Below are 26,971 nucleotides of genomic sequence, written 5' to 3' on the forward strand. Positions count from 1 at the left end.
ACAGTGGCGAGGGGCGGACCCGGAGGTTCACGGGCCCGCCCCTTCGTCACGGGTTCTCCCCGCGGCGGCTCCGCCCCCGGAGGGATCAGCCCGGCAGGAACCGTACCGACGGCCGGCCTTCCGGCCCGTCCGGCGTCACCACCGCGCGTACCCGGTAGACGTCCGCGATGAGTTCCTCGGTGATCACCTCCGAGGGTGTGCCGGCGGCCACCACGCGGCCGTCCTTCATGACCGTGACCCGGTCGCAGAACATCGCGGCCAGATTCAGGTCGTGCAGCGCCACCACCGCGGTCACGGGCAGCGCGGCGACCAGGGACAGCAGCTCCAGCTGGTGCTGGATGTCCAGGTGGTTCGTCGGTTCGTCGAGCAGGAGTTCCCGGGGCCGCTGGGCGAGGGCGCGGGCGATCTGGACCCGCTGGCGTTCCCCTCCGGACAGGGTGTGCCAGGACTGAGAGGCGCGGTCCTGGAGTCCCGTGCGCGTCAGCGCCTCGCGTACCGCGGCCTCGTCCTCGGGGCCGGGCGCGGACCAGGCGCGCCGGTGCGGGATGCGGCCGAGGCGTACGACGTCCAGCACGCTGAGGTCGACCTGCGTGACGGCGTGCTGGTCGACGACGGCCACGCGACGGGCCACGCCTCGCCGGCCGGTCTCGGCGAGGGTGCGGCCGTCGAGGGTGACGACCCCGGAGCCGGGGGCGAGCACGCCCGCCATCACCCGCAGCAGTGTGGTCTTGCCGGAGCCGTTCGGCCCGAGCAGGCCGACCGTGGTGCCGGGGGGCGGGGCGATGCTCACCCCGTCGAGGACGATCCTCCCGCCGGCCTCCCGGCTGACCCGCGCGGCCCGCAGCCCGTCGGAGGTGGTGCCGGCCGTGGTCATGCGCTCCTCCGGGTGCGGTACAGGACGAGGACGAAGGCGGGCACCCCGATGAGGGAGGTGACCACGCCGACCGGCACCTCCTGCGGGTCGAGGACGGTCCTGGCCAGGGTGTCGACCCAGACCAGGAAGACCGCCCCGGCGAGCGCGGTCACCGGCAGCAGCCTCCGGTGCCCCGAACCGGTCAGCGCCCGGGCGGCGTGCGGCAGGACGAGCCCGACGAACCCGATGGCGCCCGCCGAGCTGACGAGAGCCGCGGTCAGCAGCGCGGTCGTGCAGAGCAGCACGATCCGGGTGCGGGCGACATGCACCCCGAGGGCGGCCGCGGCGTCCTGCCCGAAGGCGAAGGCGTCGAGGGTGCGGGCGTGCCCGAGGCAGACCCCCAGGGTCACCACCAGCACGCCGGAGCACGTCCACACGTCGATCCAGCCCACCCCGCTCAGCGAGCCGAGCAGCCAGAAGAGCACGCCCCGGGTCTGTTCGGCGTCGGCGGCGATCATCACGACGAAGGAGGTGAGCGCGGAGAAGAGCTGCATGGCCGCGACCCCGGAGAGGACGACCCGGTCGGTGGATCCGCCGAGCGTGTGGCTGAGCAGCAGCACGAGGGCAAACGAGCACAGCGCCCCGGCGAAGGCGCCGGCCGAGACCGACACCGCTCCCCCGCCGACGCCCAGGACGACGACCACCACCGCCCCGGTCGACGCCCCCGAGGAGACGCCGAGGACGAAGGGGTCGGCGAGCGGATTGCGCAGCAGCGACTGCATCACGGTGCCGCAGACCGCGAGTCCGGCGCCGCACACCGCGGCGAGCAGCGTGCGGGGCATGCGCAGGTTCCAGATGATGCCGTCCCGGATCGGGGTCAGCCGCGCGTCACCGAGGCCGAGGTGCGAGGCCACCGCCGACCAGACGTCCGGGACGGAGATACGGGCGGGTCCGATGGTGACGGCCACCGCGACGGACAGGAGCAGGAGGGCCCCTCCCGCGCTCCACAGCAGGCCGCCGCGCAGGACGCGCCTCCCGGCGGGCGTCGGGACGGCGAAGGACTCCTGGACGCGTGTGTCGGGGGCGTGTCCGGTGTTCGTCACCCGGCGAGCCCGAACGAGCGCAGCCCCGCCGCGACGCGCTCCACGCCCTCCACCGTGCGGATGGTCGGGTTCATCGCCTGACCGCTGAGCAGCACGTACCTCTTGTGCCGGACGGCGTCCAGGTTCTTCGTGGCGGGGTTGGACTCCAGGAACGCGATCTTCTTCTCTGCGCTCTCGGCCGTCTGCGACCTGCGGGTCAGGTCGCCGATGACCAGGACCTCGGGGTTGCGGTCAGCGACCGTCTCCCAGTTGATCTGGGGCCATTCCTCGTGCGTGTCGTCGAAGACGTTCTTCGCGCCGAGCTCCTCGGTGATGATGCCGGGGGCACCGCAGCAGCCCGCGAGGTAGGGGGCCTCGGCGTTGGCGAACCAGTAGAGCAGGGTGGCGTCGGAGGCGTCGATGCCGGCGGTCGCCCTGTCGACGCGGCCCCGGAGGCTCGTGACGAGCTTCTCGCCCCTCTCCGGGACGCCGAACACCTGGGCCAGGTCGCGCACTTCGTCGTAGACGGGGTCCATGGTCAGGGGCTCGGCGCGGGAACCGTCACCACTGCCCGTGTTGTCCTTGCCCACGCAGTCGGACGGGGCGAGGTAGGTCGGCACGCCCAGGTCCTCGAACTGGTCACGGGACGCCACACCGCCCTTGCCGAGGGTCGACTCGAACGAGGCGCTGACGAAGTCGGGTTCCTCGGCCAGGACCTTCTCGGAGGAGGGCTGGTTCCCGGCGATACGGGGAACGGTGGCCTCGTCCTTCTCCAGGCCCTTCATCACCGGGTCCGTCCAGGTCGCGGTGGCGGCGAGCCGGTCCGCGAGGCCCAGGGAGAGCAGGATCTCCGTCGATCCCTGGTTGAGGGAGACGGCGTGACGCGGAGCGGCGTCGACGGTCACCGTACGGCCGCAGTTCTTCAGGGTCACCGGGTAGCCGTCCGCGGAACCCTCCCGCCCTGCGCCTTCGGAGGTGGTCCCTCCGCCGCAGGCGGTCAGCAGGACAAGTCCGGCGGTGAGCAGGGCTGTTCGGCGTACGGTACTGGTTATGGACGGCACGGGGTCCCTCGGCGTCTCTGGGCCCATGCGCGGGGCCCGCTACGGTGTTCCGCCCCCGGGTGCGGGAGCGGGTGCCAGCAGGTCTTCGGACTCGGGTTCGTCCGGACGGAGCGCCTTCCCGGTCCACCCGAGGGTGTTCCAGTGGCCGTGGCCCCGCCCGTCCCCCTCACCGCTGCGCGTCAGCTCCGGATTCGCACCGGATTCCCTGACTCCACGTGGAGTGTGACTGGCGTCTGCAAGCTATCACGCGGTGCGGCGACGGCTCCGAGGGCCGTCGCCGCCTCCGTGCCCGGCCGGCCGTCGGCGGGTCAGCGCTTGGGGTGAACCGATTCGCCGCCTTCCGGCTGCGGCTTCCCGCACCGGCGGGCGAGCACGGACGTCGTGCCCCAGTAGGCCAGCAGGACGGTACGCAGGCCCAGGACCTCCAGGCGCTCCCCCAGCCGGCCGCACACGGTCCGCTCCCCGTGCACGGCGCTCATCGGGCGTCCGCCGGGGGGGCGGTCCAGGGGCCCTGGGGATCGTCGTACGCGTCCGCGTACCCGGGTCCGGCGATCGGCCAGTCGGCGAGCAGCGCCTCGGGAAGGGCGAAGGAGTCGGCGAGTTCGCGGGCGTGCGCGGCGACGGCCGCGATCAGCTCCTCCCCGGTCTCCGCCAGCTCGTCGACCTGATCGCCGCTCAGGAGCCCCGCGGCCAGCAGGTCGCCGCTGTTGCGGGCCACCCACTCGGTGGCGAACAGCCGCTCCAGCTCGCCCAGCCGGTCCCTGGCGGCTCCCTCGGGGAGCGCGGCACGGGCCTCGGCGTAGGCCTCGGCGGCCTGCCGGTACGCGAAGGCCTCCACCCCGCGCAGGGCGGGGCCCGAGGCCGCGTTCCAGCGTCCGAGCGCGTCGGCGGCCTCGGGCGCGCGCATCGCGCGCTCCCGGGCCCGGGCGAACCAGATCTCCTGGACGGAGGCGAGGAGCCGGCGCAGGAAGCGCGGGTCGGACAGGTCCCCGGGGTGCCCGAGCCGGTCCGGACCGCCGCCGTCACCGCGGGGTTCCGCGGCGAACAGCATGTCTGCCGCGGCCTTCGTGTACAGGGCGATGTTGTCGCCCTCCGCGGTGATGGCGCCCTCCACGCCCGTGACGAGCTCGGTCATGCCGTTGTTCTCCAGCAGCGCCTGCGCGCCGCAGCGTTCACGGCTCTCGACGATGACCTCGCGGGCCCGCCAGGTGATCCACGCCTTCGCCACGTCGACGAGCCGGGCGGCCTCCGTCCGGCCGTCCTCGTCCGTGCGGGCCTCCCACCGCTCCTGCGTCCGGCGGTACAGCAGCGTCATGGCGAAGACCGTGGCCATCGCGGAGGCGAGGGGTCCGTGGTGGGTCCGGTGGGCGTCGACCGGTACGGGCGGAGCCCCCCGGGTGCCGCTGATCAGCCGGTGACCGCCGTAGCGCACGGCGACGGCGAGGGCCGCGCGGGCCGATCCGGCGGCGCAGGCGCTCATGGAGACCCGGCCGGGGGTGACCCGCCCGATCGAGGTGAGGAACCGCCGCCTCCGGTCCCCGGGCCCGGTGCGGAACTCCCCCTGGTCGCCGCTCTCCTCGCCGGATCCCAGAAGGGCGTCCCGCGTCAGGAACAGCCGGTCGAACGAGGTCAGGCAGTGGTCCACCGGACTGCCCATCCGGGCGGGGAGCCGTCGCACCCGGATGCCGGGGAGCGCCTGCGTGTCGTCGGTGAGCGGCACCAGGAAGAGGCGCACCCCGTGGTCGAGGCCGTCGGCGACCAGGCGTGCGGCGACCAGTCCGGACTTGGCCCCGCCCGCCGGGCTGGTGTTCGGCATGAACTTCTGCGCGCCCGCGTTCGGGGTGTGCAGGACGAAGCCGTCCCGTTCGCGGTCGTACGTCGCGGTGGTCTCCATGGCCGCCGCGTTGTTGCCGTGCGCCACCTCCGTACAGAGGAAGGTGCCGATGCGCCGCATCGTCAGGTAGTCGGACAGGTCGCGGCGCCCGACGCGGTCGTGGTCGAGGAGGCTGCCGAGGAAGAGGTTGTAGTGGATGCCCGCCACGGTCGTCAGGGCGGGGTCCACCGGGCCGAGCCAGGCGTGCAGGGCGGCCAGGGCGCGGGGGTCGGAGGCGAGGCGGGCGCCGCTGTCGAGGGAGAGGTTGAGGATCCGCAACCGGTCGTAGGCGAGCTCCAGTCGTTCTTCGGGCGTTCCACCGGCGGGGCGGCGGAACGGTTCTGTGCTGATCAGCCGCTGCCAGAACCCGTGTTCGCGGCGGAACTCCGGACCGAGGAGGACGCCGGTCAGCAGGTCCGTCGTCGAGGGTGGGGCGGTGTCGGTAAGGGTCACGGTCATAACGAAATCAACGACCGCGGTACGGGGGAGACACCCCTGGACGCGCTACCGCTCCGGGACCGGGGTGCTGGTCAGGGCCGCTGCCAGCTCCTCCCCGTCGGGAGGCAGCGCGCCTGCCCGTGCGACGGTCACGGCAGCCGACGCCACGGCGTGGCGCAGCACCTCGGCCGCGACGGCGGGGTCCAGGGAGCGCAGCCCCGCCCGGCCCCCCGCGCCGAGCAGTCCGCGCGAGGCCAGGGCGTGCAGCGTGCCGGACATGAAGGCGTCGCCCGCCCCCACCGTGTCCGCGACCGTGACGGGTGGCGCGCCGATGCTCACCGTCCCGCCCGGCAGGAAGGCCTGCGCGCCTCGGGACCCCCGGGTGAGCAGCACGATCGCGGGCCCGGAGCGCAGCCACCGCCCGGCGGCCTCCCCCGGCTCCTCGTCCGGGTACAGCCACCGCAGGTCCTCGTCGCTGGCCTTGACGACGTCACTGAGCGCGACGCAGCTCTCCGCCCGGCGCACGGCGCGGCCGTGGTCCCCCATCAGCGCGGGCCGCACGTTGGGGTCGTAGCTGACCGTGGCATCCGTCCGCAGCGGGCGGACGAGGTCGAGGACGGTGTCCGCGCCGGGTGCCAGGGCGGTGGCGACGGACCCGGTGTGCACGTGCCGAAGCCGCTCCACCGGCACCTCCACCGGGCCCAGCGTCCAGGTGATCTCGAAGGTGTACGTGGCGCTGCCGGCGTCGTCGAGATCGACGGTGGCCGCCGGGGTGGGCGCCCCGCTCCCGTCCGTCAGGACCCGCACCCCCGCCGAGCCCAGGTGGTCCCCGATCAGCCGTCCATGGAGGTCCGGGCCGAGCTGGGTGATCAGCGTGGTGTCCCGGCCGAGCCGGGCCAGGCCGTAGGCGACGTTCGCCGGGCTGCCGCCGGGATGGATCCGGTCGGGAGCGCCCGGCAGCCGGACGACGTCGGCGACGCATTCGCCGATGACCAGCAGGGCGGGGCTGTCGGGCATGGGGCGGGTCTCCTGGAGGACGCGGGCGGTGCGCCCGGTGCGGCACGGCTGCCACGCACGGGTGCCGCCGATTCTGCCCGTGCGCGGTGAGCCGCGGAGACCCGGGGCTCAGGCTTCCTCGCCGTAGCGCTTCTCGAACTTGGCCACTTGGCCCTCGGTGTCGACCACTCTGGCCCTGCCGGTGAAGAACGGGTGGCTCTCGGCTGAGATCTCCACGTCGATGACCGGGTAGCTGTTGCCGTCGTCCCAGTCGATGGTCTGCTCGCTCGACGCCGTGGACCTGGTCAGGAAGGCGTACCCGGCGGAGCGGTCGCGGAAGACCACGGGACGGTACGGCGGGTGCTTGTCCTCTTGCATGTCTGCTCCTGGGGGTACGGGGATCTCGCGTCCCGGCTCCGGGCCAGCCTCGCCAAGGGAGGGAGCGGGCGCGATCCGGGACGGCCGTACGGGGCAGCGTCCGGCCCCCGCCTCACTCGGGCGCGGGGACGGGCACGGCGGGGGCGCGCCGGGTCCAGAGGAGGGTTCCCGCCAGGAGCACGACGGCGCCGAGCAGCCAGGGCAGCGGCCCCGCGGGCAGGACGCCGATGACGAGGCCCGCCACCGCCCCGACGAGCTGCTGGGCCAGCGACTGCACGGAGAGGGCGGTCGCCCTGCCCCCGGTGTCGACCCGGCGGTGCAGGAGGTCGTTCTGGCTGGGCCCCGCGGCGCCGAGGCCCAGGTACACCAGCCCGTAACCGGCGGCGGCGAGCGCCGCCGCGAGCCCGCCGTCGGCGTTCACGGTGGCGCCCAGCGTCAGCAGGCCGGCCGTGCTGACGCCCAGGCCGGCCAGGACCGCGCGTTCGCCGTCGCCCGCGAGCCGGGCGACCAGCGGCGCCAGCCGGCTGCCGAGCGCGGAGCAGACGAACCCGGCCGCCGCGAGTCCCGCGAAGAGCACCGCGCCGGACTCCGGGGACCCGGTCAGCGCGGCGGCGCGGCCCGGGGTGAGCAGTTCGAGGGCCGCGAGGGCGGTACCGGCGGCTCCGGTGGACATCAGGATGCGGCGGACCACGGTGTCGCGGGCACCGAGCCGGAGCCCCGCACCGATGGCGCCGGGAACGCCCCGCAGGACTCCGCGCAGGGTGGCGGCGGGGCGGGGCGGCTCGGTCAGCGCGGTCAGGACGTGGAGTACGTAGACGATCTCGACGGCCACGCCCAGCAGGAGGGGGACGGAGAGCGGCAGGACGAGCCCCGAGGTCGATGCGCGCAGCCAGGCTCCCGGATCCGGGCCGAGGCCGAGCAGCCAGGGCAGCGCGCCGCCGGTCAGCACACCGAGCGCGATCGCTCCGGAGGACGCGGCGCTGCCATGCGCCAGCCCCGTACGGAGCTCGGCGTCGGGGCCCGCATGGGCGTGCACGGTGTCGACGTACCAGGCTTCGGCGGGGCCGCTGGACAGGGCCCGGCCCGCCCCCATCAGGGCCATGCCGAGGACGATCACCCACGGGGTCGTCCCGAGGCCTACGAGGGCGAGGGCGCAGGCGTTCAGGGTCCCGGCACCGGCCAGGACGGTGCGGCGGCCGATGACGTCGGAGAGACCGCCGGTGGGGAGTTCGAGGACGGCCACGGTCAGGGAGTGGGCGGCGTAGGCCGCGGCGACGGCGGCGAGCGTCAGGCCGCGCTCGGTGAGGAGCAGGACCATGGGGGCCAGCCCGAGCCCCGCGGGCAGCCAGAAGAGGAACGACACCGTGACGAAGGTGCGGCGCGCGGCGCGCTCCCCGAGCCCGGTGGCCGGCCCGCCGCCCCGCTGCCGGCTCACGGGGCGTCCCCGGTGCCGAGGGTCTCGCCGCCGGCGGACTCGCCCTCACCGCCCGACGCGCCCTGACCGTCCGGAGCCCCGTCACCGCCCGACGCGCCCTGACCGTCCGGAGTCTCGTCGGTGCCGGGCGCGCCCCGGTCGTCGGAGGCCAGCGGGAGTCCGGCGGTGAGCAGCACGACCTGCTCGGCCCGGGGGTCGTGCTCGTCGCGCGCGGTCAGCTCCGTGAGCTTGGCGCCGATCGTGTCGCGGAGCTCCTGGAGGGACTCCGGGGTGAGCCGCGGCATGAGGTCGTCGATCCCGGACGGCTCGTACCACTGCTCACCGAGCCGTCCCGCATCGATGTCCGCCTCGTGCCGGTCCACCGTCTCCTGCAGGTGCTCGATCTGGCGGCGTCTGCCCAGCACGGTCATGGCCCGGCCCGCCGGGGTGGCCAGCATGGCCGCGTTGCTCGCCGAGGTGACGGAGTGCACCGCCTTCCACCGGCGCTCACGTCCGTCCCGGTGCTCCGCCTCCGCGACGAAGGCGTACCTGGCCAGCACTCTCAGGTGGTAGCTGGTCGAGGCCGACGACTCCCCCGTCCTGACGGCGAGCTCGCTCGCGGTGGCCGGACCGTGCTGCCGCAGCAGGCCGAGCAGCCGCAGCCGCAGTGGGTGGGTGAGCGCCTTCAGCGCCGCCGAGTCGCGCTCGGGATCGAGTACGCGGTGTGACGCGTCGCTGTCCATGACGGCAGCCTAGAGAGCGCCCCCACTCTGCCCAAGTATTTTTGCAGAACTTCTTTGGGAAAGTTACTCAGCCGTTCGCCGCCCCCTCCAGCGCCTCCGCCACGAGCCCGAGGAACCGTGCGTGAGCCTGGGGGCTGCACAGGGGTTCCGGGTTCCACGGCACGGTCCCCGCCCGCCTCCCCGCGCGCTCCCAGGCGGGCGCCGCGACCTCGTCGAGCGGGACGGCGTTGGAGCGGACGTCCGCCAGGACGATGCCGGGCTCCAGGGCGGCGGCTTCCGCCCAGTCGACGGTGGCCCAGTTGACCCCGGCCCCCTCGGGCGGGGACACGAGGGCGACCCCCAGCTCGGCCAGGACGCGCAGCTCGGGCCACATGTGCGGCCGAGCCGCGTACGCCTGCTCCTGACTCGCGGGCGAGAGAGCCACCACCCTCGGGCCTCCCCCGCCGGCAGCCGCGCGGAGCCGCTCGCGGGCGGCGTGCAGGTCGTCCGCCGCACCGGGGGCCGGCGCGCCACCGAGCGACTCGGCGAGCTCGGCGAACCGGTCGGTGACCCGGTCCAGGGTGCGGGCCTGGCCCACGTCGACCACGACGACCGGAACCCGCTCCTCCAGGTGCTTGGCGGTGTCCGGGTCCAGTCCGTAGAGCTGGCCGTGGCCGTAGCTGACGGCGACGACCAGGTCGGGCTCTCCGCGTAACAGTGTGTCCACGTCGAGGTCGTCACCGGCGCCCCGGTAGTCCACGGCGTCCAGCGGGAGCGTGCCCGTCTTGGCGCGGTCGGGCTCCGCCCCGTCGTGCCCGGAGCCGAAGATCCCCTCCGGGCGTATCCCGTAGTCCCACAGCGTCGCTCCCGCCTGGACGTACGCGAGCACCCGGGACGGCAGGCGGTCCGCCTCCACCAGCCGGCCCCGGTCGTCCTCGAAACTCCATGTGCTGCCCTCGGTCATGCCGCTCACCCCTCCGAACCGGCCGCCCGGGCCCTCTCCCGGGCTCGCCACCCAGTACCTGCCCAGCCCTCCGCGCCGACACCCGCCGTGGGACGCCCCAGATAGGTGAGCGGCCCGGGATCGGGTACGTCGATCACCTGGAACCCGAGCCGGTCGTAGAACGCCCTGGCCGGGGTGTTCGCCGTCACCATGGACAGGTGGACCGCCCGGACGCCCCGGAGGTGCAGCGCGTCCAGGAAGGCGCCCATCAGCTCCCTGCCGTGGCCCTTGCGCTGCCACGGCGGCAGCAGGTCGATGTGCAGGTGCGCGGGGTACCCGTCCAGCTCCGGGAGGATCATCCGCTCGGGGCGGTACAGGAGGGCCGTCATCGCCTCGGTGAGGGTGTCCGGTTCGCCTTCGGGCTCGGGGAAGCGGTCCGTCACCCGCGGGAGCCAGACCTTCCGGAAGGCGTCCACGAACCCGCGCGTGTCCGCGGTCCCCAGGACGTAGCCGACCGCGCGGCCGGAGCCGTCGTCCAGGACGAAGGTCAGCTCCGGTTCGAGGTGGGCGTAGGGCTCGGCGAAGAGCGCGGGCATCAGGCCGGGGTCGGGGTACAGGGACGAGCTGTCACCGCCGTTGTCGGCCGTGCGGACGCAGATGTCCGCGAGTGCCTCCTGGTCGGCGGGGCGGTAGGGGCGGACGTACGCGGTGCGGTTCATCGCCCCATCCTTCCCGCCTGGGAGCGCTCCCACAAGGCCCGGAGGCCTCTCAGGGCACCTCGTTCTCCCGGCCTTCGGCCGTACGTGCCAGCTCGACGTTGAACTGGGCGCCGGTCAGCAGCGCCAGGTTGGTGAACCAGATCCAGATCAGGAACACGACCAGGCCGGCGAGCGAGCCGTACAGCCTGCTGTAGCTGCCGACGTGGGTCGCGTACAGGGCGAATCCGGCGGAGGCGGCCAGCCACAGGAACGCCGCGAGGACACCGCCGGGCAGCCCCTGGCGCACACCGCGCGCGGAGCGGGGGCCGGTGCTGAAGAGGACCACGATGAGGCAGACGACCAGGACGAGCAGCACGGGCCACTTGAGGCCTGCCCAGAGCGTCTCGCCCGCCTGGGCCAGACCCAGCCGGCGGCCGAGCCAGCGGGCCAGGGGCCCGGTGAGCACGAGGGCGAAGGCGCTGGCCATCAGCAGGACGAGGAGTCCGACGGCCGAGGCAACGATGATGTGGGCCTGGCGCAGCGGAGGCCTGGTGTCCTTCACCTGGTGCATCGTGTGCATCGCCCTGCGGAAGACCGCGAGATAGCTGGAGGCCGACCACACGGCACTGACGCTTCCGGTGGCCACGAGCAGCCAGACGGCGGTGCGCTCCTGGGTGGCCGCCTCCAGGGGCCGGCGCAGGGCCGCCCCCGACTCGGCGGGCGCGAAGGCCGTGATGTCGGCGATCAGGGCGTTGGTGGCGCCGGGGTTGGCGAGGCCGATGACGGAGACCGTGACCAGGAGCGCGGGGAGCAGGGCGAGGATGGCGTAGTAGGTGAGGGCCGCCGCCCAGTCCGAGAGGTCGTCGTTCCACAACGACACGGGGGTCCGGCGCAGAGCGGTGCGCCAGCGCCTCGCCCGGGCGGCGCGCCCTGCCGGGGGCGCGGTCGGTTCCGCGACGGGGTCGTCGGTCCTGCTGGGCACGCGGATACTCCGGGGGACGAAGGGAGGGGCGGACGGTCGGGGCGCCGGCACGGATGTGCCCGCGTCGCGGCCGCCTCCTTTCTCTCATGCCTCGGTCCCGCCGGTGTACTCCAGGTCTACTCAGCCGGTGTACTCCAGGTCTGCTCAGCCGGTGTGCTCCAGGTCTGCTCAGTCGTTGACGGCGGTGAGCAGGACCACCGCGTCCTCCAGGGCCACCAGGCCGTGCCGCTCCTGCGGGATGGGGTGCAGCGCGCCCGCGGCGAGGTCCACGTCACCGGATCCCGCCGTGAGCCGGACCGCGCCGCGCAGCACCTGGAGCGACGCCGCGGGCGGGGCGTTGTGCTCGTCGAGGGCGGAGCCCCGGGTGAGCGCGATCACCGTCTGCCGCAGCGGCTCCTGGCGCAGCAGCAGGTGCGCGCTGCGGCCGTGCGCATGGGCGCGGGCTGCGGCCAGATGCTCCTCTGCGAGAGCGTTGAGATCGTCCATAGGACCACTGTGCCGCAGCCTCCACTCCCCCGCTATCGCGTCCTGCGTACCCAGGCCGCCGTATCGTCGGGCAGCAGACCGGAGGGGTCCAGCGGGGCGCTGGTCACCAGGATCTCGTCGTGGTCCGGGAGCGGGGCGGGGCTCCCCGACAGGTTGACGACGCAGATCAGGCCGTGGTTCCGCTCGAAGGCGAGGACGCCCGGGGGTGACGGCAGCCAGTTCAGCCGGCCGTCGGCCGTCTCGTCGGGGGCCGCGGCGAAGCCGGGCTCGCCACGGCGCAGCCCCAGTGCCTCGCGGTACAGGGTGAGCATGGAGCCGGGGTCGCCGGCCTGCTCGTCGGCGGCGTACGAGGACCAGGAGTCGGGCTGCGGCAGCCAGGGCTCGGCCGTGGATCCGAAGCCCGCGTACGGTTCGCCTGCGGACCAGGGCAGTGGCACCCGGCAGCCGTCACGCCCGGGGTCGACGCCGCCCGAGCGCAGATGCATCGGGTCCTGGATCCGGTCGCGCGGGATGTCGGCCTCGGGCAGGCCGAGCTCCTCGCCCTGGTAGAGGTAGACGGCGCCCGGCAGTGCCAGGGAGAGCAGGGCGGCCGCCCGGGCCCGGCGGGTGCCGAGCTCCAGGTCGGTGGGGGTGCCGAAGACCTTGGCGGCGAAGTCGAAGCCGGTGGCCTCGCGCCCGTAGCGGGTGACGGTGCGCGTCACGTCGTGGTTGCACAGCACCCAGGTGGCGGGGGCTCCCACCGGGGCGTGCTCGGCGAGCGTGTCGTCGATCGCGGAGCGCAGCAGCCCGGCGTCCCAGGGGCAGGCGAGGAAGTTGAAGTTGAAGGCGGTGTGCAGCTCGTCGGGCCGCAGGTAGCGGGCGAAGCGCTCGGAGTCGGGGAGCCAGACCTCGCCGACGAAGATGCCGTCGTACGCGTCGGCCACGGCACGCCACGAGCGGTAGATGTCGTGGAGTTCGTCCCGGTCGACGTAGGGGTGGGGGTCGGTGTCCTTGACGAAGTCGGGCAGGGCGGGGTCCTTGGCGAGCAGGGCCGCCGAGTCGATCCGGACCCCCGCGACGCCGCGTTCGAACCAGAAGCGCAGGACGTCCTCGTGCTCCTGGCGGACCGCGGGGTGGGCCCAGTTGAGGTCGGGCTGCTCCGAGGCGAACAGGTGCAGGTACCACTGGCCGTCGTCGATCCTGGTCCACGGGGTCCCGCCGAACTCGGAGACCCAGTCGTTGGGCGGGATCTCCCCGTGCTCGCCGCGCCCCTCGCGGAAGTGGAAGAGCTCGCGCTCGGGGCTGCCGGGGGCGGCGGCCAGTGCGGCCCGGAACCAGCTGTGCCGGTCCGAGACGTGGTTGGGGACGATGTCGATGATGGTGCGGATGCCCAGCTCGCGCGCCTCGGCGATGAGCTTCTCGGCTTCGGCGAGATGGCCGAAGGCGGGGTCGATGGCCCGGTAGTCGGCCACGTCGTAGCCGCCGTCGGCCAGCGGGGAGAGGTACCAGGGGGTGAACCACAGAGCGTCGACGCCCAGTTCGACGAGGTACGGCAGCCTGGCCCGTACTCCTGCGAGGTCGCCGGTGCCGTCTCCGTCGCCGTCGGCGAAGCTGCGTACGTAGACCTGGTAGATGGCGGCGTCGCGCCACCACGGTGCGGTGGCCTCGGTCGGACGGATGGCTGCCACGTGACGTTCCTTTCGGGCAGGAGGTACTCCGCCCCCGGCCCGGGCGCGGGGCGTGCGGTGGAGGGCCGGCGGCGGAGTGCTGGTGGGAGGCGGTGTTCCGGGCGGGCGTCAGCCCTTCAGGCCGCCCGCGGTGAGACCGCTCATGATGTTGCGCTGGAAGAGCAGGAAGATGAGCAGCGTCGGGACGGACGCGATGGTGAGCGCCGCGATGAGGACGTTCTGCGGCACCCCGTTGGAGAGCGAGTAGATACCGACGTTGAGGGTCTGCTTCCCCGGGTCGGGCAGGGTGAGCATGGGCCAGAGGAAGTCCTTCCAGACTCCGACGACCGCGAAGATGGAGACGACACCGAGGATCGGCCGGGAGATCGGCAGGATGATCGAGCGCAGGGTGCGCAGGGGTGAGGCGCCGTCGATGGCCGCGGCGTCGAGCAGTTCGCCCGGGATGGAGTCGAAGAAACGCTTCAGCAGGAAGATGTTGAAGGCGTTGGTGACCGACGGCAGCCAGATCGCCCAGGGCGAGTTGAGCAGGTTGCGTTCGAAGATCGGCACGTCGAGGACCGTGAGGTACTGCGGGACCACGAGCACGGTCGCCGGGATCATCAGCGTGGCGAGCATCATGCCGAGGATGACCTTGCCGAACATGGGGCGCAGCTTGGACAGCGAGTAGGCGGCGGCCACGTCGAGGACGAGCTGGAAGGCGAGCGCCCCGAACGCGTAGTACAGCGTGTTGAAGAGCAGTTGGGCCAGGTCCATCACGGTCCACGCCTGGGAGTAGTTCTCGGTGTGGATCGAGGAGGGGAAGGCGGTGGGCGGGCTCTGCACCACTTCCTGGGTGGTCTTGAGACCGCCGGTGACCATCCAGTACAGGGGGCCGAGGAAGGCGAGCGTGAAGGCCGCCACCACCACGGCGAAGATGATCCAGTAGAGGGCCTTGCCCCGGGGCCGGCCGAGCTGGGCCGGTGAGATCAGGGTCCGCTGGCGGCTCTGGTCGGCCTCCCGGCGGCGGGCCCTGCCCGCGCCGGGTCCGCGCCGGGAGACAAGCGTGTTCGATGCCATCGTCGTGCTCCCGTCCTAGTCTTCGCTGCTGCGGCTGAGGCGTACGTACACCGCGGAGAAGCCCGCGAGGACGACCAGCAGGAGGAGGCCGAGGGCCGCCGCTCCGCCGTAGTTGTTGAAGTTGAAGGCGTATTGGTAGATGAGGTAGACGACGGTCGTGGTGGAGCCCTCGGGGCCGGCGCCGTTGGTGAGCAGGAACGGTTCGGTGAAGACCTGCATCGTCGCGATGATCTGCATGAGCAGCAGGAGCGACAGGATCAGCCGGGTCTGCGGGATGGTGACGTGCCAGATCTTGCGCAGGAGTCCCGCGCCGTCGAGCTCGGCCGCCTCGTACAGCTCTCCGGGGATGCCCTGGAGGGCGGCGAGGTAGATGAGCGTGGCCCCTCCCATGTTCATCCAGGTGGAGGCGATCACTACGGAGAGCATGGAGGTGCTGGGGTCCTGGAGCCATTGCTGGGCGGGCAGATGGAGGAATTCCAGGATGCGGTTGAAGAGTCCGTAGCCGGGGTCGTAGAAGTACTTGAAGAGCAGGACCGAGGCGACCGGCGGCAGCATGACGGGCAGGTAGACCAGCAGGCGAAGGTATCCCTGCGCGTGCCGGAACTCGTTGAGCACCACGGCGACGACGAACGGGACGGCGAATCCCAGGACGAGCGCCAGCACGGTGAAGAGCAGGGTGTTGCGCCAGGCCTGCCAGAACGCCGGGTCGTTGAAGACGTAGCTCAGGTTGGACCAGCCGGCCCAGGTCGTCCTGCCGTCCTCGGTCTTCTGGAAGGCCAGGATGAACTCCCTGACCATCGGATACCAGGAGAAGAAGGAGAAGCAGAGGACGGCTCCGATCAGGAAGCCGTGCGCCGAGATGTTGCGGCGCAGGGCGCGCACGAACTCCTCACGGGCGGAGTCCGGCCCGGTGGGCCGCGGGTGGTGACCGGGTGGCGGTGCGCTCGCCTTCCCGGTGGACAGGGTGGGGGCCGACATGGTCTCTCCTCGGTGCAGTCGCTCGCAGACGGTACGGATGCGGGGCCGGGCCCGCCCGGCCCGGCCTCCGCACGTCCGTTACTGGTTCGCCAGAACCTGGTTGACCTGCTGCTCGGCGGTGTCGAGCAGCTTGTCGATGTCGGCGTCCTTGTTGGTCAGGACCCCGGACATCGCGTTGTCGAGGATCTTGTAGATCTCCTGGGCCTTCGGCGGCTCCGCCTTGCCCTGGACCGGGTTGTCCATGAAGGCCTTGAAGTTCTCGACGGGCATCGTGGCGTTGGCGACGCGTTCGGCGTCGTCCTTCGTCTTGCTCTCGCCGGTGAAGAAGTTCGGCTGCGGCAGCCCGACGGGCAGCTGGTCCGCCTTGGTGCGCGCCCACTCGAACTGCCCCTTGCCCGGGGTCAGGTTCTTGAAGTTCAGCCAGGCGACCGCGGCCTTGATCTTGTCGGGCGAGCTGCCCTTCTTGACCATGTAGTTGTTGCCGCCGAACAGGGTTCCTTCGGCGCCGGGGATCGGGCCGAGCCCGAAGTTCTCGTACTTCGCGCCGAGTTGCTGGACCATGTAGGCGATGTCGTCGGGCGCGGCGAGGAACATGCCGAGCTTGTCGGTGGATATCTGCTTCTGCAGGTCCCCCCACTTCAGCAGCTGGGTCTGCCCCATGCTGTCGTCCTTCCAGCGCATGTCGTGCAGCTGCTGGAGGACCTGCTTGCCCTTGTCGTCGTTGAAGGCGGCCTTCTTGCCGCTCGCGTCCACGACGTCCCCGCCCAGGCCGTACTGGGTGGCGGTGAAGTGCCAGCCGCCGTTGTTGCCGGCGCTGTACTCGCCGAAGCCGGCGATGCCCTTGCCGAGCGCCGCGATCTTCTTGCTCGCGGTCCGGACCTCTTCCCAGGTGGCCGGCGGGGTGTCCGGGTCCAGACCGGCCTGCGTGAACAGCTTCCGGTTGATCATGAGACCCATGGTGTAGTTGCTGGTCGGCAGCGCGTAGAGCTTGCCGTCCTTGCGGGCGACGTCCAGCACCTGGGGCTGGATGTCCTTCAGCGCGGGTACGGAGGCGTCGTTGACGTAGGCGGAGATGTCCTCGGCGCCGTCGTTGTCCAGCACCTGCTGGAGGTCGGTGAAGTACGCGTAGAACACGTCCGGTTGCGACTTGCCCTTGAGCATGGCCGTGAACCGCGGGGGCTCCAGACACTGTCCGGGCGTCGACTTCCCGTTGATCTTGACGTTCGGGTACTTCTTGTTGAACGTCTTGATGTCCTCGTTCCACTCGCGCAGCTCCGCGGCCTTCGCGGCCGGCGGCATGCAGTCGATCGACAGCGTCACCTTGGCCTTCGGGTCGAGCGGTGCCGACGGATCGGACGAGCCGCTGCCGGAGTCGTCGTTCGTGTCGCCGCTGCTGCTCGTGCCGCAGGAGGCAAGGGCGGTCAGGGCGAGCGCGGTGACGACGGCGGCCGCGGAGGCACGGCGGGTACGGCGAATCCCAGCACTTCTCATCGGTGGTCCCCTTCGGGCATGAGCACGGAAGGCCTCGGCCGACTGTCTGCCGGGGCGCGGCATACTCAACCACCAGCGACATGTGAGCGCAATATCTCGCGCAGATTTCGTAAATGTTTGACAGGACTCCGCATGTGAGCAGGCGTCGTCCGCCAGTGGCTCCACCGCCCGCCGACATGGCTCTGCCCGGCTCGCATGGAGCGAGCCGGGCAGATGCACACAGCGGCAACGACCCTCGGCCGCCCTGCCCGTTCAGGGCTGGGCAGCACCACTACAGGTCCGCCGGCCGCAAGAGACAGACTTCTGACCGCAAAGAGATTACGCAGGGCGCGGGTACACCCCGGCCCCTCCGCGCAGCCCTGGAGGGGCCCGTGCGGGCCTCCGGCGAGGCCTCGGGGAGGAGGCCACCGGAGGGCCGGAGCCGGCCCGCACGGGCCCGCGAGGACCCCGCCCCTACGGGTTGATGTTGATCTTGAACCCGGGGGTGGTGTTCTTCACGTCCTGGGCGTTGTTGCTGAACTTCAGCCCGTTGAAGGTGACCTCGCCGACGGCAGGGCCCTGGCCCGACTCCGGCATCTCGTTGGCCCACAGACCGAAGCCCGACTTCGCGTCGAACGCGTCACCGCTCTTGCGAGCGCCGGAGATCGAGATGTCCGTGAGCACGGTGTCCTTGATCGGGAACTGCGGCTGTCCTCCTACGTAGTTGGTCTGGAACATGATCCCGCTGTACGTCGGGTCGACGATGTCCACGTGCGAGATGCGGATCCCCTGGAAGACCTTGGAGGCCGAGAACAGCCAGATCCCCGGGAACGTCTGCGTCCCCCAGAAGTGGCCGCCGGACCGCACCACCGACACGTTCTCGATCGCCGTGGGCGCGGTCCCGAATCCGTTCATCGGGTAGCCGAAGTCCAGCGAGCTGACCGTGATCCCGGAGTACACCAGGGTGTCGGCGATGTGGATGTTGCGGAAGGTGTTGTCGTAGCCGCCGTACACGGCCACTCCCGCGGCCCGCCAGGTCAGGATGGACGTGAGGTTCTCGTACACGTTGTTCTTCATGTCCGAGCCGCCCGCGTCGATCGCCGAGAACAGCGCGAAGCTGTCGTCCCCGGTGGCGCGCGCCTCGTTGTTGGTGACGTGGTTGTCGGTGGACCCGTTCGTCATGTTGATGCCGTCGGCGAACATGTTGCGGATCCGGGAGTTCTTGATCGTCACGCTGTCGGTGTTGGCGCCCCAGTAGAGGCACACCATGTGCTCGTTCCAGATGTTGTCGATCACGATGTCCGAGACGTTGGAGAAGTCGAACACCTTGCCGGGCCCGTCGATGCGGGACGTGTAGTTGCCGAAGTACGCGAAGTTCGAGAACGAGGAGCCCTTCGCGCTCGCCTCGGCGCGGAATCCGATGTCGGTGTTGTCCTGCGTGGACGGGGCGCGGAACCGGGTGAACCAGGGCCCGGCACCGACGACCTTCACGGCCTTGCCGTAGACCTGGAACTTGCTGGCGGTGGCGTAGTCACCGGCCGGCAGGTAGACGCCGACGAGCTTCCCCGTGGTGTCCATCCGGACCTTGTCCAGGGCGTTCTGGACGTCCTGGTGGGTGAAGCCGGCGGGCACCGTGTAGGTGGCGGCGTCCGGGTTGGCCACCTGGGAGACCTGCTCCAGGCTGACGAAGTCGATCGCGTAGGTGCTGGTGTTGGCCGCGTCCTTCTGCAGCCGGATCTTGCTGCCCGCCGGGACGGTCTTGCCCAGCATGACGTTCGCCTCGTCGTAGATGTGCCGCGGCGCGCCCGAGCCGGGGTCGTTGCCCGGTCCGGTCTCGTTCCCGTAGAGCCAGGCGTACTTCGAGGTGAGGTCGATCGCCTTGAGGAAGGTGCCGTCCACGTAGACGTTCAGCTTCGACTCGATGCCGCCGCCGCCCGCGGCGTCCGGGATGGAGAACCGGGTGACCAGGGTGTTCGTGGTCGCCCGCGTCGTGAACTCGACGTAGTTGCCGGTGCTGTCGAGCGTGACCGCCTTGCGGCCCGAGGCCTCGCCCGCGACGTCGCCGACGGTCCTGTTGGGGCCGACGACCTTGGCACCGCCGCCGGTGACACCGTCCTCCGCCTCGTACATGTCGTACGGCATGTTGGCGCCGCGCCCGACGAAGAGCGATTCGGTGCTGGTGTTGTTCGTGCGCTTCACCGGCAGTTCGTTGGCGTCGTCGGCGAGCACCACCTTCACCGTGTACGAGCCGTTGGCGGCCGTCCAGGTGCCCAGGGAGACGGGTGCGGTCGTGGAACCCGCGGCGATGGCGCCGTTGTGCGCGCCGGTGAGGGTCTTGACCGTGGCACCCTTGGAGTCGATCAGACTGAGGGTGATCCCGTGGCTGCCGCTCGCGGAGGCCACGGAGCCCTGGTTCTTCACGGCGACGGAGAAGGTGACCGTGTCGCCGTTCGAGGGACCCGACGGGGAGGTCGTGACCGCGCTCGCCACGAGGTCGGAGCTGGAGACCGGCTTCACGACCAGCGGGGTGCCGCTGGTGAAGCGGTTGTTCGTCTCGTTCTGCTCGATGATCTCGCCCGCCGGGTCGACGACGGCTCCGAGGGCGTAACTGCCCGCGTCACGCGCCCCGATGGAGGCGGTGACCTGGGCGGAGGCGCCTGCGGCGAGAGCGCCCACCGATGCGGTGGCGGCCTTGGAGCCGCCGAGCTCGAAGTCCACCTTCCCGGCGGGAGAGGCGACCGCGCCGGAGTTGCGGACGGTGGCGGACAGGGTGATGGCGTCCGATTCCACGGGGGCCGAGGGCGAGGCGCTGACCGCCGTGACCTGCAGGTCCGGGTTGGGGGCCGGAGCACCAAGCACCTGGAACTCGGCGACCTGGCCCGCGCCGGATCCGCTGTTGGACGTGAACTTCAGCTGGACGTCCGCCACGCGGGCGGTGACCGGGATCGTCACCGTGTTACCCGTCGCCGGACTGAACGCGTAGTCCTTGGCAGCGGCCAGACCCGTGAACGAGGTGGCGTCCTGCTCCCGTCCGAGCACCTGGATGTTCTGGGTGCGCGCTCCCCAGCTGCTGTCGGGGTTCAGCTTGACGACGACGCTCTCCGTGTCGGCGTTGGCACCCAGCTTGACGGTCAGCGTGTTGGGGTAGCTGCCGCCCGCACCCTCCCAGTACGTGCTGAGGGAGTTGTCGTTGGCGTTGGCCGCGACGAAGGTGTGGACGACCGACGAGGCGGTGATCGGCTTGGAGACGGCGAGGTTGGAGGCGCCGCTCGTGGCTCCGTTCCGCGTCACGGTGTTGCTGGCGCCGGAGACGTTGCCCGCCGCGTCCCTGGCCCGCACGACGTAGCTGACGGTCGTGGCGGCGGACTGGGTGTCGGTGTACGTGGTGACGTCGCCGGCGACGCTCTTGCGGAGCACGTTGTTGGCGTAGACGTCGTAGCCGGTGACGCCCTTGTTGTCCGAGGACGCCGACCAGGTCAGCTTGATCTGCCCGGTGGCCGGCTCCGTGAAGGCCAGACCCGAGGGCGCGGTGGGCGCCTGCGTGTCACCGGAGTCGCCGGTGCGGGTGACGGTGTTGCTGTTGCCCGACTGGTTGCCCGCCGCGTCCTTGGCCCTGACGTGGTAGGAGACGGTCTCGCTCGCCGGGCGGGTGTCCGTGAAGGTGGTCACACCGCCCGCCACGCTGGTCAGCAGCGTGTTGTTGGCGTAGACGTCGTAGCCCGTGACGCCGGTGTTGTCCGAGGACGCCGACCAGGTCAGCTTGATCTGCCCGGTGGCCGGCTCCGTGAGGGCCAGGCCCGAGGGCGCGGTGGGCGCCTGCGTGTCACCGGTGCTCGGGCCGTAGATCTCCAGTTCGGAGAGCTGGGCGGCCGGCTGGACGGAGTTGGCGGTGACGAGCACCCGCACGTAGCGGGTCGTGGTCGCGTCGAAGGAGATCGTCGCCGAGTGCCCGCCCGCGGCGTTGAAGGTGTACGCCTTGGACGCGGTCAGGTCGCTGAACTCCGTGCCGTCGGCGCTGCCCTGGATCTTCAGGGTCTGGGAGCGCTGCTCCCAGCCGTCGGGCAGCCGGAGCACGACCCGGTCGACCCGGACCGAGGCACCGAGGTCGGCCCGGATCCACTGCGGGAGCTCGTTGTTCCTGCTCTCCCAGTAGCTGGCCCGGTTGCCGTCGTTGCCGTGGGAGGCCACGTAGGTCTCGGTGTAGCTGCTCGCCCTGAGTGTCTTGCCCGCGGCGAGGTCGGCCGAGGACTCGCCCGCGGCCCGGACCTCCAGCTCGGAGAGCTGCGCGTTCTGCCACCCCGTGTTGGCCGTGACGTTCACGCGCACGAACCGGGTCTGGGTGGCCGGGAAGGATATCTTCACGGCGTTGGAGGTGCCGGGGCTGAAGGTGTACGCCGCCGAGCTCTTCAGCGTCGAGAAGCTGGTGCCGTCGGCGCTTCCCTGGACGGAGAGGGTCTGCTGCCTGGTCTCCCATCCCGCGGGGAGCTTCAGCGTCACCTCGTCCACCCGGGCGGTCGTGCCGAGGTCGGCCTGGACCCACTGCGGCAGCGCGCCGCCCGATCCTTCCCAGTACGTCGCCTGGTTGCCGTCCGTCACGTTGCGGGCGGCGTACTCGCCGGCGCTGCTCGCCGCGGTGGTCCGGCCTGCGGCGATGTTGGGCCCGTCGGCCGCCGCGGCGGTGAGCGACGGCCATCCGATCATCAGAAGACTGGTGGTGACCACGGCGGAAAGGGTCCGCCATCTCCAGCGTTGGGCTCTCATAAGTCCCCGATCTTGGGCCTCGGCGCAGGACACACCGAGGACGCGGCTCTGTCGGTACAGCTCTCCGGCACCCTTTTCTGCATGCTGTGAGCTGAGTTTTGCGCTTTGCCGTCAGAGAGTTGCAGAGAAGTGCGAGAGCGTCCACGGTTGGGACAGAAAACGGAACAGTCGAGCACCACGCGAGTGGCACTCAAGGAGCAGGCCCTGTCGCGCATTTGAGGACGGTTCGGCGCATGGATCGAGGGACGGCGGATGCTTGGAAAGCACGTAAGAAATTTGCGTAGGCCTGCAAGCCGACGGAAAGTGCCTGCTCCAGGGCATGACGAGGAGCGGGGCCCGCGGCACGCGGACCCCGCTCGGTGGAGCCGGCCGGAGGTCAGAGACCGCCGGTGTACAGCAGCCGGTCCGGCGAGCCGGAGCCCAGACCCGTCAGGACGTCCGGGGTCGCCTCCGCGGCGAGCCAGTCGGCGACCTCCTGCGGCGCCGCGTCGGGGTGCTGCTCCTTGTAGAGAGCCGCGGCACCGGCGACGTGCGGACTGGCCATGGAGGTTCCGCTCAGTGTCGTGGAACCGCCACCGAGCTTCGCGGACACGATGTCCACGCCCGGGGCGTACAGCCACACGCAGGTGCCCCAGTTGCTGAACGTCGCCTGGCGGTCCCGGTCGTCGGAGGCACCCACGGCGAGCACGCCGTCGGCACGCGCCGGGGAGACGTCACAGGCGTCCTGGTTCTCGTTGCCCGCCGCGACCACGGGCAGGGTGCCCTCCGCCGCGAGGGCGTCGAACGCGTCGTCGACGGCCGACGAAGCGGGCCCGCCGAGGGAGGCGTTGACCACGGCCGGCTGCTCGGCGTTCTGGGCGATCCAGTCGAGGCCGGCGATGATCCCGGCCCACGTGCCCGACCCCTCGCAGTCGAGCACCCGCACCGGCACGAGGGCAGCCGCGGGGGCGACCCCGTACGTCTCGCCGGCCACGGTCCCGGCCACGTGCGTGCCGTGACCGTTGCAGTCCTCACCGTCGCGGCCGTCCCCGATCGCGTCGTAGCCGGCGCCCACCCTGCCGCCCAGCTCGCTGTGGGCGGACTCGATGCCGGTGTCGAGGATGTACGCGGTCACACCCTGGCCCGTGCCGGACACGTCGTAGGTGCCGTCCAGCGGCAGACTCCGCTGGTCGATGCGGTCCTGCCCCCAGCTCCCGGCCACGGCCCGCTTCCCCGCCGCCGCCTTGGCGGCGGGCGGGGAGACGGACGCCTCGCTGTTCTCCTCGACGGTCTGGACACCTGCCGCACCGCGCACCTGCTCGAGCTGCGCCGGCGTGAGCGAGGCCGCGAAGCCGTGCAGGACCTTGCTGTACGTGAAGAGGGTGCGGACCCCGAGCTGCTCGGCCATGGCACTCGGCGCCTGCTCGGGCGAAAGGGTGACGATGTACTGGCCGGGCACGGCCCGGGCCGACTTCTGCACCGGCACGAGCGTCTCGCCGGTGTCGGCCGTGGCCGTGGTGGTGCCGATCAGGGGGGCGATCAGCAGTAGAGCGGCTGGTGCCCATCGGGCGCGCAGGCGCATGCGTTCTCCCTTGAGATGGAGGAGCGGATCGCGGACCACGTCAGGTCCGCGACGTGCGAACACCTGACCTTTCGTCCACATCCCGGGCGGGCCTTGAGCCGCGTCAGCCGGACAGCGCAACGATCGGTACCGGGGCAGGCCCATTCGGCCGATCACATGAAAGGTTTCAACTCCTCCTGCGAGCGAAGATAGACCTGCCCCGACAGGGTCGTCAATGCCGCACGCAGCAGGCTTGCAACCATCAAGCCAGATGAACGCGATCGCGAAAGAACTCTTGACAGGGACTGGTCACAATCATAGCTTCGCACTCCTGAAACGATTCATCACCATCGTTACGGAGCCGCGCTGTGATCAGCAGAAGACGACTGCTCAGCACCACCGCCGCCACCGCCGCGCTCGCCGCGGTGTCCGCGCCCGCCGCCGGTGCGTCCGGGCCGGCGCGGGGAGCCGCCGCCCGGGCCCGCGTGACCGGGCCGACCGTCGAGTACGTGAGCCATCCTCTGGGCCTCGACACCCCCCGTCCGCGGCTGAGCTGGCCCGTCGCCTCGGACAGCCCCGGCACGGCCCAGACCGCCTACCAGGTCCGTGTGGCCACCTCTGCCGACCGCCTGGGGAACCCGGACGTCTGGGACAGCGGCAGGGTCGGGTCTGCGCAGTCCCTGCTCGTTCCGTACGCGGGCCCCGGTCTCACGTCCCGTACCCGCTACTTCTGGTCCGTGCGGGTCTGGGACACGGACGGCCGGGCCTCCGCGTGGAGCGAGCCGTCCTGGTGGGAGACCGGGCTCCTGGAGGCCTCGGACTGGTCGGCCGGCTGGATCGCCGCGCCATCGGCGCTGACCGGTGCCCCCTCCCTGGACGACGCCTCGTGGATCTGGTTCCCCGAGGGGGATCCCACGGTCGAGGCACCCGCCGCCACACGGTGGTTCCGCGGCCGGGTGGAGGTTCCGGAGGGGGTCACCCGGGCCCGTCTGGTCATGAGCGCCGACGACGGGTTCACCGCACTGGTGAACGGTGCGGAGGTGGCGCACACGGAGGCGGACGGCCCCGCCGAGAACTGGAAGCGCCCCGTCCTGGTGGACGTGACCGCCCGTCTCTCCCCCGGCACCCAGGTCGTCGCCGTCTCGGCGACGAACGCCGTCGCCGGCCCCGCAGGGCTCCTGGGAGCACTGGAGCTGACCACCGAGGACGGGACGACCACGGTCGTCACCGGCGCCGCCTGGCGGGCGACCGACGAACAGCCGTCGGGAGACTGGCACACGGAGTCCTACGACGACTCCGCCTGGCCCGCCGCCGAGGTCCTCGCCCGCTGGGGCTCCGGCCCCTGGGGGAAGGTCGCGGTGGCGTACTCCCCCGCCACCCAGCTGCGACGGGAATTCCGCCTGGGCCGCAAACGCGTCGCGCGGGCCCGGCTGTACTCGACGGCCCTCGGTCTGTACGAGGTGTCCCTCAACGGCGAGCGCGTCGGTGAGGACCGCCTCGCCCCGGGCTGGACGGACTACCACCAGCGGGTCCAGTACCAGACGTACGACGTGACGGGCCTGCTGGCGCCGGGCGGCAACGCCCTCGGGATCACGCTGGCGACGGGGTGGTACGCGGGGAACATCGCCTGGTTCGGGCCCCATCAGTACGGCGAGCGGCCCGCCGCGCTCGCGCAGCTGGAGGTGACCTACACCGACGGTTCGACCGAGCGCGTGGTGTCGGGGCCGGACTGGCTCAGCGCCGCCGGGCCCGTCACCGGGGCGGACCTCATGGCGGGCGAGGAGTACGACGCCCGGCTGGAGACCGACGGATGGACGCGCCCCGGTTTCGACGCCTCCGGCTGGCTCGCGGCCGACCGCGTCGACGGGGTCACCGCGGCCCTCGTGGCCGAGGTGGACGGCGCCTGCCGCGTGGAGCGGGAGCTGACGACCCGTGAAGTGACCGAACCGAAGCCCGGCGTATACGTGTTCGACCTCGGCCAGAACATGGTGGGCGCCGCACGCCTCACGGTGTCCGGCCCGGCCGGGACGACGGTGCGGCTGCGCCACGCCGAGGTACTGAACCCGGACGGCACGATCTACACGACCAATCTGCGCACCGCCCGGGCCACGGACACCTACACGCTCAAGGGAGGGGGCAAGGAGACCTACGAGCCCCGCTTCACGTTCCACGGCTTCCGCTACGTCGAGGTGACCGGGTATCCCGGCACGCCGGGACCGGACGCGATCGTGGGCCGTGTCATCCACACCTCGGCACCGTTCACGATGGACTTCACGACCGATGTGCCCATGCTGAACCAGCTCCACAGCAACATCACCTGGGGGCAGCGCGGCAACTTCCTCTCGATCCCGACGGACACCCCGGCGCGCGACGAACGGCTCGGCTGGACCGGGGACATCAACGTGTTCGCCCCCACCGCCGCCTACACGATGGAGTCGGCGCGCTTCCTCACCAAGTGGCTCCACGACCTGCGCGACGCCCAGACCTCCGACGGCGCCTTCACCCATGTCGCCCCGGACCTCCCGAACGTCGGCAACGGCGCGGCCGGCTGGGGTGACGCCGGGGTGACCGTCCCGTGGGCCCTGTACCAGGCCTACGGCGATGTGCGGGTGCTGGAGCAGTCCTGGTCCTCGATGCTCGAATGGCTGCAGTACCTGGAGGCGCACAGCACCGGGCTGCTGCGCCCCGCCGACGGCTTCGGCGACTGGCTGAACATCGAGGACGAGACGCCGAAGGACGTCATCGCCACGGCCTACTTCGCCCACAGCGCCGATCTCGTCGCCCGGACCGCCGAGGCGCTGGGCAAGGACCCCGCGCCGTACCGGGCGCTCTTCGGCCGGGTGCGTGACGCGTTCCGCGCGGCGTACGTCTCGGCCGGGGGGAGGGTGAAGGGCGACACGCAGACGGCCTATGTGCTGGCCCTGTCCATGGATCTGCTCGCGGAGGGCGACCGCGGACCGGCCGCGGACCGGCTGGTCGCGCTCATCGAGGCGAAGGGCTGGCACCTGTCGACGGGCTTCCTCGGCACCCCCCGGCTGCTGCCGGTCCTCACGGACACCGGCCACACGGACGTCGCCTACCGCCTGCTGCTGCAGCGGACCTTCCCGAGCTGGGGCTACCAGATCGAGCGGGGCGCCACCACGATGTGGGAGCGCTGGGACTCGATCCGGCCGGACGGCAGCTTCCAGGACGCCGGGATGAACTCCTTCAACCACTACGCGTACGGCTCGGTCGGTGAGTGGATGTACGCGAACATCGCGGGCATCGCACCCGGCGCCCCCGGATTCCGGAAGATCGTCGTACGGCCGCGGCCGGGCGGCGGGGTGACGCGGGCCGGTGGACGCTTCGACTCACGGTACGGGCCGGTCACCACACGCTGGGAGAAGGACGGCAGCCGCTTCGCCCTCGCGGTGGCGCTGCCGCCGAACACGACCGCCGAGGTGTGGGTGCCGGGCGGCGACAAGCGGAGTGCGGGCCGGGGCCCCGCCGTCTTCCTCCGGCTGGACGACGGGTGCGCGGTCTTCGCCGCCGGCTCGGGCAGCCATCACTTCACGGCGGCGGGCTGACGCCGGG

20 protein-coding genes and 1 riboswitch are annotated in these 26,971 nt (G+C 71.7%); of the genes, 1 reads left to right on the forward strand and 19 read right to left on the reverse strand.

The features are described from left to right. Positions 1-85: 85 nt before the first annotated feature. From OG488_RS02610 to OG488_RS02700, 19 genes are all read right to left on the reverse strand, one after another. Positions 86-874, reverse strand: a complete 789-nt coding sequence (locus OG488_RS02610) for an ABC transporter ATP-binding protein (RefSeq protein WP_329225500.1) — start codon at positions 872-874, stop codon at positions 86-88. Continuing rightward, a complete protein-coding gene (locus tag OG488_RS02615) occupies positions 871-1,956 on the reverse strand; it encodes a FecCD family ABC transporter permease (RefSeq protein WP_443074201.1) in 1,086 nt (361 codons plus the stop codon). Before OG488_RS02615 ends, OG488_RS02610 begins: the two co-directional genes overlap by 4 nt. After that, a complete protein-coding gene (locus OG488_RS02620; protein WP_329225501.1) occupies positions 1,953-2,996 on the reverse strand; it encodes an ABC transporter substrate-binding protein in 1,044 nt (347 codons plus the stop codon). The genes OG488_RS02615 and OG488_RS02620 overlap by 4 nt, the downstream gene beginning before the upstream one ends. A 59-nt stretch (positions 2,997-3,055) precedes the next feature. Then, a riboswitch (cobalamin riboswitch) is annotated at positions 3,056-3,242 on the reverse strand. A gap of 62 nt (positions 3,243-3,304) precedes the next feature. Beyond that, positions 3,305-3,475 carry a hypothetical protein gene (locus OG488_RS02625; RefSeq protein ID WP_329225502.1) on the reverse strand — a complete coding sequence of 57 codons (171 nt, stop codon included), beginning with the start codon at positions 3,473-3,475 and terminating at the stop codon, positions 3,305-3,307. Continuing rightward, the gene (locus OG488_RS02630) at positions 3,472-5,328 is read right to left on the reverse strand and encodes an acyl-CoA dehydrogenase family protein (protein ID WP_329225503.1); all 1,857 of its coding nucleotides are present in this window, start codon (positions 5,326-5,328) and stop codon (positions 3,472-3,474) included. The genes OG488_RS02625 and OG488_RS02630 overlap by 4 nt, the downstream gene beginning before the upstream one ends. A 45-nt stretch (positions 5,329-5,373) precedes the next feature. Then, a complete protein-coding gene (locus OG488_RS02635; RefSeq protein WP_329225505.1) occupies positions 5,374-6,324 on the reverse strand; it encodes a carbohydrate kinase family protein in 951 nt (316 codons plus the stop codon). Positions 6,325-6,432: 108 nt separating this feature from the next. After that, the gene (locus tag OG488_RS02640; protein ID WP_329225507.1) at positions 6,433-6,681 is read right to left on the reverse strand and encodes a type B 50S ribosomal protein L31; all 249 of its coding nucleotides are present in this window, start codon (positions 6,679-6,681) and stop codon (positions 6,433-6,435) included. Positions 6,682-6,793: 112 nt separating this feature from the next. Continuing rightward, the gene (locus tag OG488_RS02645; RefSeq protein ID WP_329225509.1) at positions 6,794-8,116 is read right to left on the reverse strand and encodes an MFS transporter; all 1,323 of its coding nucleotides are present in this window, start codon (positions 8,114-8,116) and stop codon (positions 6,794-6,796) included. Then, positions 8,113-8,838, reverse strand: a complete 726-nt coding sequence (locus OG488_RS02650) for a helix-turn-helix domain-containing protein (protein ID WP_329225511.1) — start codon at positions 8,836-8,838, stop codon at positions 8,113-8,115. Before OG488_RS02650 ends, OG488_RS02645 begins: the two co-directional genes overlap by 4 nt. Before the next feature lie 67 nt (positions 8,839-8,905). Then, the gene (locus tag OG488_RS02655; RefSeq protein WP_329225513.1) at positions 8,906-9,781 is read right to left on the reverse strand and encodes an ABC transporter substrate-binding protein; all 876 of its coding nucleotides are present in this window, start codon (positions 9,779-9,781) and stop codon (positions 8,906-8,908) included. Positions 9,782-9,786: 5 nt separating this feature from the next. Then, complete coding sequence (locus tag OG488_RS02660) at positions 9,787-10,479, reverse strand: GNAT family N-acetyltransferase (RefSeq protein ID WP_329225515.1); 693 nt, start codon at positions 10,477-10,479, stop codon at positions 9,787-9,789. 49 nt (positions 10,480-10,528) lie between these two features. After that, positions 10,529-11,440: a YihY/virulence factor BrkB family protein gene (locus tag OG488_RS02665; protein WP_329225517.1), complete on the reverse strand. Its 912-nt coding sequence runs from the start codon at positions 11,438-11,440 to the stop codon at positions 10,529-10,531. A 168-nt stretch (positions 11,441-11,608) separates the two neighbouring features. Beyond that, positions 11,609-11,926, reverse strand: a complete 318-nt coding sequence (locus OG488_RS02670; protein WP_329225519.1) for a cupin — start codon at positions 11,924-11,926, stop codon at positions 11,609-11,611. Between the two features lie 32 nt (positions 11,927-11,958). Next, on the reverse strand, positions 11,959-13,593 hold the full coding sequence (locus tag OG488_RS02675; RefSeq protein ID WP_329225521.1) for a glycoside hydrolase family 13 protein: 1,635 nt from the start codon (positions 13,591-13,593) through the stop codon (positions 11,959-11,961). Positions 13,594-13,701: 108 nt separating this feature from the next. Next, complete coding sequence (locus tag OG488_RS02680) at positions 13,702-14,649, reverse strand: carbohydrate ABC transporter permease (RefSeq protein ID WP_329225523.1); 948 nt, start codon at positions 14,647-14,649, stop codon at positions 13,702-13,704. A gap of 15 nt (positions 14,650-14,664) precedes the next feature. Next, the gene (locus OG488_RS02685; protein WP_329225525.1) at positions 14,665-15,627 is read right to left on the reverse strand and encodes a carbohydrate ABC transporter permease; all 963 of its coding nucleotides are present in this window, start codon (positions 15,625-15,627) and stop codon (positions 14,665-14,667) included. Between the two features lie 78 nt (positions 15,628-15,705). After that, a complete protein-coding gene (locus OG488_RS02690) occupies positions 15,706-17,118 on the reverse strand; it encodes an extracellular solute-binding protein (RefSeq protein WP_329225527.1) in 1,413 nt (470 codons plus the stop codon). A gap of 453 nt (positions 17,119-17,571) precedes the next feature. Then, the gene (locus tag OG488_RS02695) at positions 17,572-21,858 is read right to left on the reverse strand and encodes a discoidin domain-containing protein (RefSeq protein WP_329225529.1); all 4,287 of its coding nucleotides are present in this window, start codon (positions 21,856-21,858) and stop codon (positions 17,572-17,574) included. 376 nt (positions 21,859-22,234) lie between these two features. Further along, positions 22,235-23,419 (reverse strand): S8 family peptidase, encoded by a 1,185-nt coding sequence (locus OG488_RS02700; protein ID WP_329225530.1) that lies wholly within the window; start codon positions 23,417-23,419, stop codon positions 22,235-22,237. 347 nt (positions 23,420-23,766) lie between these two features. Here OG488_RS02700 and OG488_RS02705 point away from each other — a divergent pair, with 347 nt between their 5' ends. Beyond that, positions 23,767-26,964: an alpha-L-rhamnosidase gene (locus OG488_RS02705; protein ID WP_329225532.1), complete on the forward strand. Its 3,198-nt coding sequence runs from the start codon at positions 23,767-23,769 to the stop codon at positions 26,962-26,964. The last annotated feature ends 7 nt before the right edge of the window (positions 26,965-26,971 follow it).

The sequence above is a fragment of the Streptomyces sp. NBC_01460 genome, assembly GCF_036227405.1.
Taxonomy (GTDB): domain Bacteria; phylum Actinomycetota; class Actinomycetes; order Streptomycetales; family Streptomycetaceae; genus Streptomyces.

What these genes read in the sequence shown, in the direction of transcription:
- OG488_RS02610 (WP_329225500.1), bottom strand. Translation starts at nt 874, where the DNA reads ATGACCACGGCCGGCACCACCTCCGACGGGCTGCGGGCCGCGCGGGTC.
- OG488_RS02625 (WP_329225502.1), bottom strand. Translation starts at nt 3,475, where the DNA reads ATGAGCGCCGTGCACGGGGAGCGGACCGTGTGCGGCCGGCTGGGGGAG.
- OG488_RS02630 (WP_329225503.1), bottom strand. Translation starts at nt 5,328, where the DNA reads ATGACCGTGACCCTTACCGACACCGCCCCACCCTCGACGACGGACCTG.
- OG488_RS02635 (WP_329225505.1), bottom strand. Translation starts at nt 6,324, where the DNA reads ATGCCCGACAGCCCCGCCCTGCTGGTCATCGGCGAATGCGTCGCCGAC.
- OG488_RS02640 (WP_329225507.1), bottom strand. Translation starts at nt 6,681, where the DNA reads ATGCAAGAGGACAAGCACCCGCCGTACCGTCCCGTGGTCTTCCGCGAC.
- OG488_RS02650 (WP_329225511.1), bottom strand. Translation starts at nt 8,838, where the DNA reads ATGGACAGCGACGCGTCACACCGCGTACTCGATCCCGAGCGCGACTCG.
- OG488_RS02655 (WP_329225513.1), bottom strand. Translation starts at nt 9,781, where the DNA reads ATGACCGAGGGCAGCACATGGAGTTTCGAGGACGACCGGGGCCGGCTG.
- OG488_RS02660 (WP_329225515.1), bottom strand. Translation starts at nt 10,479, where the DNA reads ATGAACCGCACCGCGTACGTCCGCCCCTACCGCCCCGCCGACCAGGAG.
- OG488_RS02670 (WP_329225519.1), bottom strand. Translation starts at nt 11,926, where the DNA reads ATGGACGATCTCAACGCTCTCGCAGAGGAGCATCTGGCCGCAGCCCGC.
- OG488_RS02680 (WP_329225523.1), bottom strand. Translation starts at nt 14,649, where the DNA reads ATGGCATCGAACACGCTTGTCTCCCGGCGCGGACCCGGCGCGGGCAGG.
- OG488_RS02685 (WP_329225525.1), bottom strand. Translation starts at nt 15,627, where the DNA reads ATGTCGGCCCCCACCCTGTCCACCGGGAAGGCGAGCGCACCGCCACCC.
- OG488_RS02690 (WP_329225527.1), bottom strand. Translation starts at nt 17,118, where the DNA reads ATGAGAAGTGCTGGGATTCGCCGTACCCGCCGTGCCTCCGCGGCCGCC.
- OG488_RS02695 (WP_329225529.1), bottom strand. Translation starts at nt 21,858, where the DNA reads ATGAGAGCCCAACGCTGGAGATGGCGGACCCTTTCCGCCGTGGTCACC.
- OG488_RS02700 (WP_329225530.1), bottom strand. Translation starts at nt 23,419, where the DNA reads ATGCGCCTGCGCGCCCGATGGGCACCAGCCGCTCTACTGCTGATCGCC.